The organism is Chitinophaga jiangningensis (assembly GCF_900142605.1).
GTDB lineage: Bacteria > Bacteroidota > Bacteroidia > Chitinophagales > Chitinophagaceae > Chitinophaga > Chitinophaga jiangningensis.
This window is the reverse complement of record NZ_FRBL01000006.1, coordinates 107,053-120,744: the sequence shown is the minus strand read 5'-3', so window position 1 is coordinate 120,744 and position 13,692 is coordinate 107,053. Positions and strand designations below refer to the sequence as shown.

Genomic DNA, 13,692 nt, shown 5'->3' with positions numbered 1-13,692 from the left:
ATATCTATAGATTTAACGTTTTGGAAATGATGGGCCTGCCAGCGGCCCATTTTTTCGATTTTCTTGAAAAAAAGTCCTGTTTTTTGACTTTTTTAAAGCCATATCAAAGGATTCCTAACCGGCATATTCCTTAACACCTCCTCTACCTGTGGGTCGTGATCCAGTCGCAGCCAGGTTTTGTAATAGTCGTTATTGTTATAGGCCGCAGCGCCAAAAATCAGGAATGGTTGTGCCACCGGCCAGTTATCCCAATACATTACATCATGCGCAAAAGGCCAGGTGCTCTTATCTTTTACATAAGGGTACATCCAGGATATACCCTTGCTGATGGTTTTCACTTTATCAGCGGTAAACTTCCAGAGGTTATCTTTTGGTGTACTCAAAATCTGACAAAGGGTGGTCATCGCATCCAGGTTAAAGAGCGAGTAGCCGTATGGTTTAGTACGTTTCAACTCTAGCGGAAAGCTGCCGTCGTTCGCCATCTGTGCAGGCAGCAATACATTTTTATAACGGTCGATGCAGAAACGGGTGAGCGTATCATTACCGGTAAACACCGCGAATTCTGCTACCTGCATTGCCCAGCAGGTACCGTGGTTGTTGGCTGCATTCATTTCATCTTTCCCGTACGGGTGGGTGGTGAGCCATGTCAGGTATTCACTGAACCAGGATTTAATGGCGGCGAGGTCTGCTGCTGGCACCATTCCGGCCTTCTCCATGATGCGCAGTGCCTGCACTACTTCCAGTAGCTGAATGGTATCGATGATACCAATGCCGCGACCGGTAGCCCGGCCTTTAATCGCCTGTGCAAAGCGAAGATTAGGATTCATACGCGTATCAGCGTTCACAAACCAGGCTTTGGCATGCACGAGCGCCTGCTCCAGATAGGTTTTATCCTGACTTGCCATATAACCCGCTGCCAGAGCACCCATGACACGGCTAAACCGGATCATGGCCTGGCGGTGCGCCACAAAATTTTCCGGATTACTTTGCCCGTCACGTTGAATATAAGGACTGTCCAGACTTACAGGATTTGGCCACCAGTAGTCGCCCTCGGAGTAAAAGTCATGCACACCGCCGGCACTACGGGCACAGCTATACGCTGTAATCGTTTCCGGCTGCTGCTGTTTGGCCCAGGCGGCTCTTTCGAGGATAGCAGGCTGCATGTCTTTTATCACCTGATCCCGCCAGCGCTTTTGAGCGCCGGCGGTCAGGGTCATCATTATAATCAGGAAAGAAAAAAGTAATAAGCGTTTTGTCATGTTGTAGTTATTTGGCGCAGGTTGCAGCCAGCGCTATTTATTTGCGGCATCGAGCTGCAGCTCAAATACCTTCATAATTTCCTCATTGTTAGCGGAAGCTGGTGCCAACACGATTACATTTTCTCCGGCAGCGAGTTCCAACACACCGAGCTTTTCTGTTACAATGCCTTTCTTCTGATTGGTGCGGCCTTGCAGGGAGTGAGCACCAGCTTTTACATCAAACTTAGCATCCGGTTTGCTGCTGAAATACTTGACGGACACGTTATAAGTACCTGCTTTTGCAACACGCACTTTCCAGGTCAGCTGATCAGCGGGGTTGGCGATGTCCGCCACGTAATAACCGGCAATTTTTCCATCGCCTTTGGTTAAACCTTTTCGATACTGCGCATCGTAGGCCAGTAAACGGTTAGTAACACCGGTACCATCCAGCAGCCGGGATACCGTGGCTTCCGTAGGTTTGATCTGTTCCATTTCCACTACCACCACACTGTTAATGCTGTCCGGTGCCGTTGCCGGCAGGGAAATATTTACATCCGTACCATTATTGACAACTGTGGTTTTCAGGGCTGTTTTGGTATTCATCAGCCAGGCTTTTTTCACCTTACCCTGTAAACCGCCAACTGTCAGTGTTTTATTGGCAGGCCACGAAAATACGTGCAGGAACAACCGGTTATCTTTTGTTGTAACCTCGCCCCAGGGCTGAATAGGCAATGGTGATGCTTTTGTGCCGTATATGCTGTTTCCATATCGTTGCATCCATTCGCCAATGCCGTGTAATATGATTGTATCTCTGGGATCTATTACACCATTGCCTTCCGGCCCTATATTCATCAGCAGGTTACCTCCACGGTCCGCGGCTTTCGCAAGCAGCCGTATAAAGAAGGAAACCGGTTTATGACTTTCATCGTAACGGGAATAGCCGTACGATTCATTAGTGGTTGGTATTGCTTCCCAGTCGTCGTGTACCGGGTAAAACTCCGCCGGGCGGTCGCTCGTATTGATATAGTCACCGAATGAATAATCGCTGCTGCGCGCCAGTCGGCCGTTTACCACCACGTTATTATCCACCGAACGGATGGCCTGGAGGATGCGGATGTTTTCGCTAAGGGGTAACTTATGCGGTGTATCAAACCAGAGGATATCCGGATGGTATTTCGCAATCAGCTCTTTGATCTGTGGGATGGATTTTTCGTTGACATACTTCACTGCTTTAGGCAGCAGTTCCGGATGCACGTCGTACCAGTTACGGCCACCGTGAAGATCTTTATCTCCTCCCGGGTTATCGTAATCCCAGTCGTTGCCGGGGGCATCCGGATGTTCCCAGTCAAAGGCATGGGAATAATAGAATCCGAATTTAAGCCCGTTTTTGTGGCAGGCTGCTACCAGCTCGGCCATGGGGTCCCTTTTAAACGCTGAGTTTTTTATGCTGTAATCTCCAATGTTGGTTGGATACATGGCTACACCGTCGTGATGCTTGGCGGTGATGATCACGTAACGCATCCCTGCGGCTTTTATCTGCTTTACCCATGCTTCCGCATCAAAATCTACCGGATTGAATGTGCGTATGAGCAGAGAGTCGTACTCTCCTCTTGAAATTTTTTCTTTGCGCATGAGGTGTTCGGCATAGCCACCGACTTTCTTTCCTTTCCAGAGGCCGCCTGGTACGGAGTATACGCCCCAGTGGATAAAGCAGCCGAAGCGGGCTTCTCTCCACCAGGCAATGCGCTGGTCATGATTTTTCATGCTGGCCGTCCACCAACCATTCACAGCGGCGTTGATAGCAGCCTTATCGCGCTCCGCAGCCTTTTGGCTCAATACGCCGTCATCATCTCCCTTAAACTGGGAAATAGCCGGGATGGCAATAACGCTGAGGCCTATACTAAGTGCTAAGTTTTTCAGAACGTGCATAGTAGATATTGCTTAGCGGTTGATGGAATAAGATTTACCGGCCGTGGTGGGCAGGTCGTACTCAAATACTGATTTCAGGTTCAGGTCCGGCAGTTTGGAAGCGTCTTTCACTTCGGTATTGCCTTTCATGGCCAGTACATAGTATTTGTTGGTATTTGTTCCGGTAGCGGTTTTAGCGCCAGGGATCTGAACGGGCTGTTTCACGCGGATACGGCAGTTACCGCCCAGTGCCGATTTCACTACTGCTTTGGTCAGCTGACCATCTTTCCACTCCATATCCACCTCAAATCCTCCTCTTGCTTTCAGCCCTTTTACGGAACCGGTTGGCCAGGCAGCTGGTAAGGCCGGCAGGAGATACAGTGTACCGTCGTGACTTTGCAGCAGCATTTCGGTGATGCCGGAAGTCACGCCAAAGTTCCCGTCGATCTGGAATGGCGGATGTGCGTCAAAGAGATTTGGATAGGAGCCACTGCTGTTGCCATTCACTGTTACAGCCTGTGACGTAGCCAAAAACAACTGTTGGTTCAACATTGTATATGCATGATCTCCGTCTTCGAGGCGTGCCCAGAAATTAATTTTCCATGATTTAGACCATCCTGTGCCATCATTTCCACGCAACAGCAAGCTTCGTTTAACCGCTTCCGATAGTACCGTATCCCTGCGCGGAGAAATAAAGTTCCCCGGGAAAAGGCCGTAGGCGTGTGATACGTGACGGTGATGATCTTTCGGATCATCCCAGTCCTTATACCATTCCTGTAACTGGCCGTACTGGCCTACGTGGAACGGATACATTTCACTGAGTACTTTTTGCAGCCGTTGTTCAAACTCAGGATATTTACCCAATGCCCTGGAAGCATTGATGGTATTGTTAAACAGGTCGCGGATAATAGAAAGGTCCATGGTGGTGGCGATGCTGACAGACCCTGTTTGCTTACCATCTACCCAAAAATTATTTTCAGGTGTGGTGGAAGGGCTGGTTACCCAATACCCGTTTGCATCGCGGGTGAGGAACGACAGCATAAATTCGCAGGAGCCCTGCAGTAGCGGATAAACTTCTGCCAGGAATTTTTTATCGCCTGTATACTGGTAATGTTCCCACAAATGGCGGGTAAGCCATGCGCCGCCCATTGGCCAGTGTGCCCATTTAGGGTTTCCATTTGGATCTTTAAAGTCGATACCGCCCGCAGGGTAAGTCATGCCCCACAAATCAGAATTGTGATGCGCTACCCAACCGTTGGCGTCATAGTTGACACGGGCAGTGGTTCGACCGTTCTTAGCCAGCAAAGAGATGAAGTTGAACAGTGGCTCCGTACATTCGGACAGGTTAGCTGTTTCAGACGGCCAGTAGTTCATTTGTGTGTTAATATTGATCGTGTAGTTAGAGCCCCATGGTGGCTGCATTTCCTTGTTCCAAAGGCCTTGCAGGTTCATGGCGGTACCGCCTTTGCGGGAACCGGAGATCATCAGGTAGCGGCCGTACTGATATAACAGTGCAGTGAGCTGTGGATCGCGGTTACCACCGGCGGCGGTGTAGTCCATCAAACGCTTGTCGGTGGGCAGTTGTGCGTTCCCATCGTCGCCCAGGTCCAGTTTCACACGTTTGAAGAGCGTGGTATAATCTTTTTCGTGTATGGCTAACAGTTGATCAAAGTTTTGAGCCGCTGCTTTTGTGAGTGCTTCTTTGGCGCGCAGGAAAGGGTTGCCGTGGTTACCTTCGCGGGTATAGCTGGTACCGATGGAGAGCAGCAGCGTTACGTCAGTCGCGTTTTTCACCTGGATACCGCTGGTATCTTCCTTAATCACTCCATCTTTGGAACGTGCCTGTAAATGCACGGCATAGCGTACCGGCTCGCTCCCATCTTCTCCTTTGCCGTAAACGATCTGTTCTTTTTCGTAAGCGCGGGCTGCCACGTAGGAAGGACAGGTGCCTTCCATGGCGATGTAGTGCGTTGCCCTGTCCACCACGCTGTTTTTATGCGGCATGGGGTTGGCAAAGCGGGTATTGAAAGTGATGGCGCCAGGTTTGCTGGCAGTGTAACGAACCACCATCAGTTGTGAAGGATAGCTGATGAATGCTTTTCTCGTGTAGGCGATACCGTTATACGTAAATTTCACAGTGCTGATACCTGTATTCAAATCCAGCTCACGGTGGTAATCCTGCACATCCGCCGGAATATCGCTTTCGAGGAAGAGGCTACCCAGCGTGAGATAGCGGGCGCTGTATTTGCCCATCATTTCACGGGAGAGCTTATCGGCCTCCATATATTTTTCTTCATTGAGCAGCTGGCGGAGCTGCGGCATCAGCTCTTTGGCTTTAGGATTGTTCCCGTCGCGGGGAGTGCCTGACCAGATGGTGCCTTCATTGAGCTGCAGTTCTTCGGTTTTAGTGCCACCAAATACCATGGCGCCTATGCGGCCGTTGCCGAGTGGCAGGGCTTCTACCCATTGGGTAGCTGGTTGTTTATACCAGAGCTTCAGCAGCGAATCAGGTGTGGCAGCCTGTGCAGCGCTTGCAGCGATACACAGGCCGATGGTTACAAAGTATTTCATAACGGAGTAGATTAGGTATTATAGTTCAGTAAGACCTGTAGTGAGGCCGCTGGCGGCCGCTGCTACTACGCTCTTACCGGTATTGTTCACTACGCGGATGGATGCCTGACCGTTGGCTAGCTGCACTTTGCGGGAGCCTCCAGCGGTGCCCAGGTCGTCGATCAGGGTAGCGTTGCCGGCAACTGACCAGGTGATTTGGTTGGCAGCATCGAGGCAAAGCACGCCGTTGGCATCCAGGGCTTTTACTTTTATCAGTGTGGTGTTACCCTGGTTTTCTTTTTCTACTACAAGTTTCACCGGCTTGCCCCATTTAGCGGTTTGGTATGTCCAGGTGGTTTCGTCAGTAACGGTGGCTTTACCGTTGCGGGCTACCACACGGATATTATTTTGTCCTGTTTGCAGCGCGACGTTCCATCGCAGGCCTGCGGCCGGAAAGTTTTGGCTGTCGCGTTTTTTCACGCCGGCGCTCTTACCGTTTACGAATAGTTCGGCTTCCGGACAGTTAGAGTATACGCGTATTTCTTTTGCTTCGCCTTCATTGCCCCAGCGTACCGGCCAGGAGTGGCCATAGATGTGGGCCATTGGCTGTGTGAGCCAGTAGGACTGGAATACGAAATAGATTTCTTTAGGTGTGAGGTCCCTGGCTACGATACCTTTCTGGTTTACGTAAGGCACGGGGTTTTCCGGGCGCAGCGGTGTGGAAAAGTCTTTAAATACCCAGTAGGCGCTACCGGTGAGGGTTGGCATTGTTTCCTGTTCTTTCAGGTGCCAGTCTACCAGGTTTACGGCATAGGATTCAGACCAGTCGCCATCCTTGGAGGCGCGGGCATTTCCGCCGGTGAGGGCGAAGTCGCCGGTACGTTCGTCGGTACCTTTACCGGTGGCAATTTTTTGTATGAAGAATTCAGGATTTTCTGCATAACGGCCCTGGTGGCTATCTGCGCCCCATTCAGCATGGAAGAAGTGTTTTACTTTGGCGATTTCGTTGAGGCTTTCCTGTTTGTATTCCGTATAGCGGCCACGGTACCATCCGGCCCAGATGGATGGGGAGTACACGTCTACGATGTCTTTACAGAAATCGCAGCGGCGGATGGTGGTGAGGCGGGTGCTATCGAGGTGGTGCGCCAGTTGGTGGAGCTCCGACATGAATGCGCGGATTTTTTCCTTATCGAAATCGGGGAAGTCGCCCGGCCAGTCGTTTTCATTACCGAGGCCCCAGAGGATCACTGCGGGGTGGTTGCGGTGCTGACTGATCATATTGGTGAGCATGCGGCGTGCCTGGTCTTTATATATATCGCCACCGAGGCCTCCGCGGCACCAGGGGATTTCTTCCCATACGAGGATTCCGAGGCTATCGCACAGCTGTAATACGAGCGGGTGTTGCTGGTAGTGGCCGAGGCGGATGAAGTTGGTCCCCATTTTTTTCATGAGGATCATTTCTTCGCGGATGGTGGCATCGTCCATGGCGGCGGCAACGCCGGCGTGGTCTTCGTGGCGGTGGGTGCCACGCAGCAGGAGGCGCTTTCCGTTGAGCAGGAAAGGACCGTGTTCCTCGAATTTAAAGTGGCGGAAGCCGGTGTTACCGGTCCATTCGGCGGTAACATCTCCCGAAATTATTTTAGCCTGTACTTTATAAAGTTGTGGCTGATCAGGTGACCAGCGTACTGGTTTTTTTATGGAGATGCTGGTGATTTGTTGCTCAGCGGTTCCGGGTGTGAGGGCTTGTTTCACCGTTTTAACCACCTGGCTACGTGGGTCCAGGAGATTAATTTCGATGGTGGCATCTTTGGTGTTAAGGGCATTGATGAAGGAGGCGGAAACCAGGAGCTGGCCTTCGTTGCCGGCAGCATCGGTGGTAGCCTGGAGGTGCACTTCCTTAAAGGATAACGCCGGCGTATATACGATTTCCAGCGGGCGGTATACGCCGCCGTACACGTTGAAATCCGACATAGAGGAAGGAATCATTTCCTGGTCGCGGGTATTATCGCAACGGATGGCCAAAGGTATTTTTCCTTTATAGCGTTTGGCATCCGGTGATTTCAGGAAATTTTCCACTGCGTCGGTGATGTCCACGGTCCATTCGTCGTAGCCACCTGTATGGGATCCTACCTTTTGCGTATATACATATACGTTTGTTTTTTGTCCGGCTCCGAGGAAATGTAAGATGGTACGACCATTTTGATAAGGATTTTTAATATCCAGATTGGTGCGGTACCATCCGGCGCCCTGGTAGTAGTTTACGTCCGGGTCTACTGCATCGCGGTCGTTAAAGCAGTGTGGGATGGTAACTTTTTGCCATAGCGGTACGGCTTCCGGGCTTCCTTCAGTGGCGGGGCGTACAGCTTCCCAGGGGCCACCGAGATCACTTTTCAGAAAATCCCATTGGTTGGTAATACGTATAGTTTGCTGGGCTTTGATTGCCTGGCTGGTAATAGTAAAGGCTAGGAGCCAAAGAGACAATGCTTTTCTCATCATAACGGGACAGCAGCTTTAAATGTCGAGCGATAAAATCAGGAGGTGCAAACGTATGCACCCGTTTCAATTTACGGCATATAATGGAATAGCCTGGTCTGTGTTGATTCAGGGATCCAAATTACGCAATCGATTGCACAAAATACGGTAATATTTTCTCTTTTATGCGTAGCATTTTCAAAAGCGGTTGAAAATGGGTTTGGGTGGTTGGTTTCTTCTTGTTCGATTGGTGAAATTTTAGGTACCAAACCTTCGGCATTGCGGGGTTGGGCACTACGCGTAGCGGTGGCCCACTGCGTGGGCAGGTGCAGGGAATCAGGTAGTGCGACAACCTCTGCAGGTTGATTACTTAAGAAAACAAATTCCATGAAAAACCGGATGCATCAAAAAATTGGCAAGGCACATCTGGGGTTACTCAGGGGGAGTGTCAGACAAGGTTTTCTTTCATTGCTTTTACGATGGCGTTGGATCTGGAGTTCACATCCAGTTTTCTGTAAATGTTCATGATATGAGAGCGTACGGTACCTACACTGATATGGCAGTGTTCTGAAATCTGTTTGTAAGTATCTCCATTCACCAGGCAGCGGAGGATTTCCTTTTCCCTGGGAGAGAGTCCGTAGGTATCATTTTGAATCGGCTGCTGTTTCTCTTTATTAAAGAAGGCGAGTACCTTATTAACGGCCAGCATATTGCTATGCAGGGCGGTTTCGTATACCTGCGAGATAAATTCAGTTAAAGTAACAGGTGGAATTATATCCATCGCGATGCCGGCATCCGGGGCCGGTACCTGTGTCACTGTTTTCACATCTTCTCTTAAAGTAAGCAGAATGACATTTATATCGGGATAAGCTGCCTTCACTATGCTGGCAGCCTCTATCGATGTTAAACCTGGTATTTCTATATCCATAAAAACGAGGTTACAGATATCTTTTGCTAATTGTTGTAACGCAATAGTTGTTTCATGATGCAATTCTCCGATCTCCAGCACGTTTGTTCCACTCCAGTTACCAGCACTTAAAGACCCCACTTTTTTCATAATATTCCATTTGGGTTATGTGATTTTCATATGAAAGTTCCTCCAGGTAAACTGCTGGTTTTGGAAGCTGGTATGGCATTAAAATTAAAATTGGAATTGAATACACGGTTTCCATACCGAAACAAATTTGAAACAAATCCCAGCAGTAGTCAATCGGATAGGTATATGGTTTTTCAATAAATACTAATAATCAATAAATTTTATATTACAATAAAGATATAATCATAACCTGGTTGACATTAATATAACACTGGATCAACAAGAACACAACTCGTTAATAATCAATAAAGATATCGTTGGTACTAAAGACTATTTTATCAAATTAATTTTTATTATATGTGTGGATTTTTTTCAAGCAAGCTTTTCTTCTCTTTAAAAAATCCACACAAAAATAAGCAACAACAACGTGTGATCAAGATAACATTAACAGCTTTTTCAAACGCTCTTGCAACTTTGTCGATCATCTTTAGATAAATATAAATAATATACGTTGGAAATCGTAAAAGAGTTTTTTGATTTTTTTGCATGACACCTTCGGTGTCATGGGGTGGTTCCGCGCTTCGCGCGGGGCTACCGCCGGTAAAGCGTGATGTTTATGGCGACTGCCATTTCAAGCTTCGGAGGGTGACGAAAACAGTGATTAGCTTTATCGCCTGCATTTCATATGCTTACCATACGCTGAGCAATGGCTCATATTCCGCATGCACTACCGCCGGTAAAAGCGTGATGTTTATGGCGACTGCCATTTCAAGCTTCGAAGGGTGGCGAAAACAGTGATTAGCTTTATCGCCTGCGAATTCATGGGTACCACAAAACTGGGCCATCGTTCATACGCAGCAAGAACTACCGCCGGCAATAAAAGTAAAAAATCCGCCGCGGAATTTTACTCCCGCAGGCGGATTATACCAGCATATAACAAAATTTTAATGCGGCAATTATTGCAGCACCAGCTCAATTACCGGAATTTCCACATTCGGCTTCAACACTGGCAGCTCCATAGCCACATCTCCCTTATCAGTAGCTCTCATCTTTATCTCGGAACCATCATGCAGGAATTGTGCATACTTGATCTTTCCTTTCATTCCAGGGAGATCGAAGCGCTGCAACGGATAATCCAGGAGGTGCACATACAGACGCTTTGTGGTTGGGTTGTAAGTCAGCAGGCAGTTGTCAGGCGTTTTGAACTCAGCCGGCGCCTGGGTACAGCCGTAAATAGCGCGACTATTCACCGTCATCCAATCGCCCATACCATTCAATGCCTTGTTGGCACGGTAATCAAATAATCCTCTGGAAGTAGGGCCTACGTTCAGCAGCAGGTTACCACCTTTACTTACTGATTCAATCAGGAGTACCAGCAGTTGCTTGTTATCCTTCCAGCTGGTTTCATCACGGTAATATCCCCATGAACCGGAGAACGTCTGGCAGGTTTCCCAATGTACCCGTTTCCCATTGCGCATCGGCCATTCAGATACTTTATACTGCTCAGGCGTAACAAAATCAAAACCATCATCGTAGTTATTCAGGTCTAAACGGTCGTCCACCAGAATGCCCGGCTGCAGCTTGCGTACCATGGCCAGCAAATTCTTGGAATCCCAGTCCTCATGGCCTTTACCATGCTCCCCAGGATAACTGAAGTCTAACCAAAGAATATCAATTTTACCGTAATTGGTCATTAGCTCTTTCACCTGGTTGTGCAGGTAGGTCCTGTACTTCGCCATGTCACGACCTTTGTTCAGCTTCTCATAATCCGCCGGATTATTCGGGCGCTGCGGGTGGTGCTGGTCGATTGTAAAATCCGGATGATGCCAGTCGATCAGGGAATAGTAGAAACCTATTTTCAGGCCCTCCGCACGAAACGCCTCCACCCATTCTTTCACCAGGTCCTTTTTAATAGCGGTATTGGTAGATTTGTAATCCGTAAATTTCGAGTCAAACAGGCAGAAGCCTTCGTGGTGCTTGGTGGTGAGCACTGCGTATTTCATACCGGCGGCCTTTGCCATACGTGCCCATTCACGCGGGTTGTACAGGTCAGGATTGAAGTTGTCGAAGTATTTCTGATAAGCACTGTCTGTAATGCGTTCCCGACTTTTTACCCACTCGTGGCGGGCAGGCAGTGAATACAGTCCCCAGTGGATAAACATACCAAAGCGGTCGTTGAGCCACCAGGCCATGCGTTGCTCTTTCTGCGCATCGGTTTCGTTCGTAAGCTTTTGCTGGGCCTGCAACTGCCCCACTAACAACAGCAGCAGCGTAAGGAACCCAAGTGTGATCTTTTTCATGTGTGGATTATAGTTTTTGGTTTGATCAAGGTTATTCAATTACCAGCCAGGTATAGCCCGATGCCGGTATGGTTACTTTCACCGTGGCATTATACTCGCGGTCAAGACTATACGTTTTCAATACTCCCTCTTTCTCCCGTATACGCGCGGTTTTGTCGAGCCCGGTATAGTACAGCGGCAGTTTTATCTCCCGGGTAATAGCCTGTAATGTAGGATTATACAACATCACCAATCCTTTCTGCGGCAAGCTGGCACTTACGTGCATCATCCCATCCCAGTCGCGCCCATCAGGCCTGCGCAGGTGAATCATATCTGCATTTAATATCTTCCTGTATTTTTTATACCAGCTGATAACATTACTTACCAACTGTTTGGTTACATCGGTATCGTATAAACGCGGACCACGGTAGCATGCCTGTACACCGGCGCCATAGTACTGCATCATCAGTTTTTCGTAATCGTCCAGGTGGTCTTTCAGCGGCTCCAGGGTAGCAGCGGCACCGCCACCCTGGTATTGCGTAAGCGGTACAAAACCCCAGCTCATCGGGCCCGTTTTTTCCCATAGGCCATCGTAAATATTCTGGCGGTTCAATATCTGCTGTTCTGCTCTTGGCAGGGAAAAATTCACTTCTCTATACCCCAGGCCAATCTTGTTAGTACCATCGAGGAAATACCAGTCCGGTGCATTTACGTAGATATTGCGCGCGTACATCCAGTGGTATAGCTCCTTTTGGAGCAGCATTTGCTTCCACTGTGAATCATCTTTGCCGGTATGGCCGGGATGTGTGGTGGAAGCGCAAACATCACCGGGATAAGGCCCGTCGTTTTCAAAAATGCTGAAGCCGGTGGCTTCGAAAAAGTATTTGATTTTTGCCAGGTAACTCAGTCCCCACTTACTTCCCAGGCAAGGGGCATTTCCAAAAAATGCACCGCCCGGCTTACCCGTTGCCGGATTAATCACATCATCCTCATCACTGATTTTGCGACTGGAAAATAAACTATAGCCACCCAACATAATCCCTTTGGATGTGGCATAATCTGCCAGGGACTTGTATTTAGCAATATTTGCAGCGCTGGTGTCTTCCATATTTAATCCACTCCCAAAACTTAAGATCACCGCTTCATAACCGGTAGCCGCACATTGATCAATCACTGCTTTTACCTTTTCAGGATCGGTACTTACCAGGTGCATGAAAATCGGGTTACGTTCCGTCCACGGTGCAACGGTTCTGTACATCGCCTTTTGTGCCAGGCCATTGCGTTCGCGGTTATAGCCATCCAGCAACAGTTCATAGGTACGGATAGATTCGAAATGTGCCCCTTTATCCAGCCGGATGCCAACCGGCACAATCGGGTATACTTCCAGCACACAAGGCGTTTGCAGGTCGTAGTTCACCTGCGACGTATAGGTGCTGTCCGCTTTCCAGTGAGTGGTTTGGTCGCTCAGGTTAGCTTTCATGGCGTTGTTAAAAGCGTAGTTGCTCTCCACATACAGGCCATGCGGTGTAGCCATTTGCGTTACCCCTCCTACTACGGCTGATTCTTCTTCCGGTGTAGCCAGGATTTCGTTTTTCACTTGTTGCAGCTGCAGGGCGCGACCCGTATTATTTGTGATCTCCAGCCATTTGGAAATCACGGGTACTCCGTCGAACAGGTCGTAATGCACCTTTACCACCATGCCTTTATACGGTGAATTTTCCGGTGCCGAATAATGGAAAATCAGTGACTTCCCTGAAGCCGCTTTCGTATAGCCGTTCTCCGGCAGTGCAGGTTTCAGGTCCGCAGTTTCGTATTTCAGGTAGTGCAGATCTTTGGCTCCGGCTTCCATATGATCCAGCCAGGCAGGCATCAGGTAGGCTTTCTGCGGCTGCGTATAGGCGCCACCGATGTTCACGGTATCATTGTCAATGAACAGCTGTGCTTCCGGTTTTATGGCACGCAGCAATTGTTCACCGCTCACCAGGTTCCTGAAATCGGTGCAGATCACGTTCGGTGTTACCCGGAAGCTCCTGCTCAGCAGGCCATTGGAGATCACCACCTCTTTGCCGGCAGCGGTTACATTTGCTTTGTAACCCTGGTTGTTGATCAACCAGTCCTGCCTGCCGGCGTTTTGCGCTTGCAGCGGTTGCATCTGCCAAATTAATCCTGCTGCTATTGCAATTGTTTTAATGTTTTTCATTGTTCGCTG

General features: G+C 49.0%; 8 protein-coding genes. All 8 read right to left on the bottom strand.

Going from position 1 to position 13,692, the window contains the following annotated elements; all coding sequences use genetic code 11:
• Window positions 1–92: 92 nt before the first annotated feature.
• The gene (locus BUB18_RS15975) at window positions 93–1,259 is read right to left on the bottom strand and encodes an alginate lyase family protein (protein WP_073082981.1); all 1,167 of its coding nucleotides are present in this window, start codon (window positions 1,257–1,259) and stop codon (window positions 93–95) included.
• 33 nt (window positions 1,260–1,292) lie between these two features.
• Entirely contained in the window at window positions 1,293–3,167 is a 1,875-nt protein-coding gene (locus BUB18_RS15970; RefSeq protein WP_073082979.1) for an alpha-L-fucosidase, read from the bottom strand.
• A gap of 12 nt (window positions 3,168–3,179) precedes the next feature.
• Complete coding sequence (locus BUB18_RS15965) at window positions 3,180–5,717, bottom strand: glycoside hydrolase family 95 protein (RefSeq protein ID WP_073082977.1); 2,538 nt, start codon at window positions 5,715–5,717, stop codon at window positions 3,180–3,182.
• A gap of 18 nt (window positions 5,718–5,735) precedes the next feature.
• Window positions 5,736–8,192: a glycoside hydrolase family 2 TIM barrel-domain containing protein gene (locus tag BUB18_RS15960; RefSeq protein WP_245805684.1), complete on the bottom strand. Its 2,457-nt coding sequence runs from the start codon at window positions 8,190–8,192 to the stop codon at window positions 5,736–5,738.
• Window positions 8,193–8,260: 68 nt separating this feature from the next.
• Window positions 8,261–8,557, bottom strand: coding sequence for a hypothetical protein (locus BUB18_RS15955; RefSeq protein ID WP_073082975.1), 297 nt, complete (start codon window positions 8,555–8,557; stop codon window positions 8,261–8,263).
• A gap of 59 nt (window positions 8,558–8,616) precedes the next feature.
• On the bottom strand, window positions 8,617–9,225 hold the full coding sequence (locus BUB18_RS15950) for a response regulator transcription factor (RefSeq protein WP_073082973.1): 609 nt from the start codon (window positions 9,223–9,225) through the stop codon (window positions 8,617–8,619).
• A 935-nt stretch (window positions 9,226–10,160) separates the two neighbouring features.
• Window positions 10,161–11,504, bottom strand: a complete 1,344-nt coding sequence (locus tag BUB18_RS15945; RefSeq protein WP_073083818.1) for an alpha-L-fucosidase — start codon at window positions 11,502–11,504, stop codon at window positions 10,161–10,163.
• 31 nt (window positions 11,505–11,535) lie between these two features.
• Window positions 11,536–13,683: an alpha-galactosidase gene (locus BUB18_RS15940; RefSeq protein WP_143159968.1), complete on the bottom strand. Its 2,148-nt coding sequence runs from the start codon at window positions 13,681–13,683 to the stop codon at window positions 11,536–11,538.
• Window positions 13,684–13,692 lie beyond the last annotated feature (9 nt).

Coding starts and splice junctions, on each gene's coding strand:
- BUB18_RS15950 (WP_073082973.1), bottom strand. CDS start 9,225: ATGAAAAAAGTGGGGTCTTTAAGTGCTGGTAACTGGAGTGGAACAAAC.
- BUB18_RS15955 (WP_073082975.1), bottom strand. CDS start 8,557: ATGGAATTTGTTTTCTTAAGTAATCAACCTGCAGAGGTTGTCGCACTA.
- BUB18_RS15960 (WP_245805684.1), bottom strand. CDS start 8,192: ATGATGAGAAAAGCATTGTCTCTTTGGCTCCTAGCCTTTACTATTACC.
- BUB18_RS15970 (WP_073082979.1), bottom strand. CDS start 3,167: ATGCACGTTCTGAAAAACTTAGCACTTAGTATAGGCCTCAGCGTTATT.
- BUB18_RS15965 (WP_073082977.1), bottom strand. CDS start 5,717: ATGAAATACTTTGTAACCATCGGCCTGTGTATCGCTGCAAGCGCTGCA.
- BUB18_RS15945 (WP_073083818.1), bottom strand. CDS start 11,504: ATGAAAAAGATCACACTTGGGTTCCTTACGCTGCTGCTGTTGTTAGTG.
- BUB18_RS15940 (WP_143159968.1), bottom strand. CDS start 13,683: ATGAAAAACATTAAAACAATTGCAATAGCAGCAGGATTAATTTGGCAG.
- BUB18_RS15975 (WP_073082981.1), bottom strand. CDS start 1,259: ATGACAAAACGCTTATTACTTTTTTCTTTCCTGATTATAATGATGACC.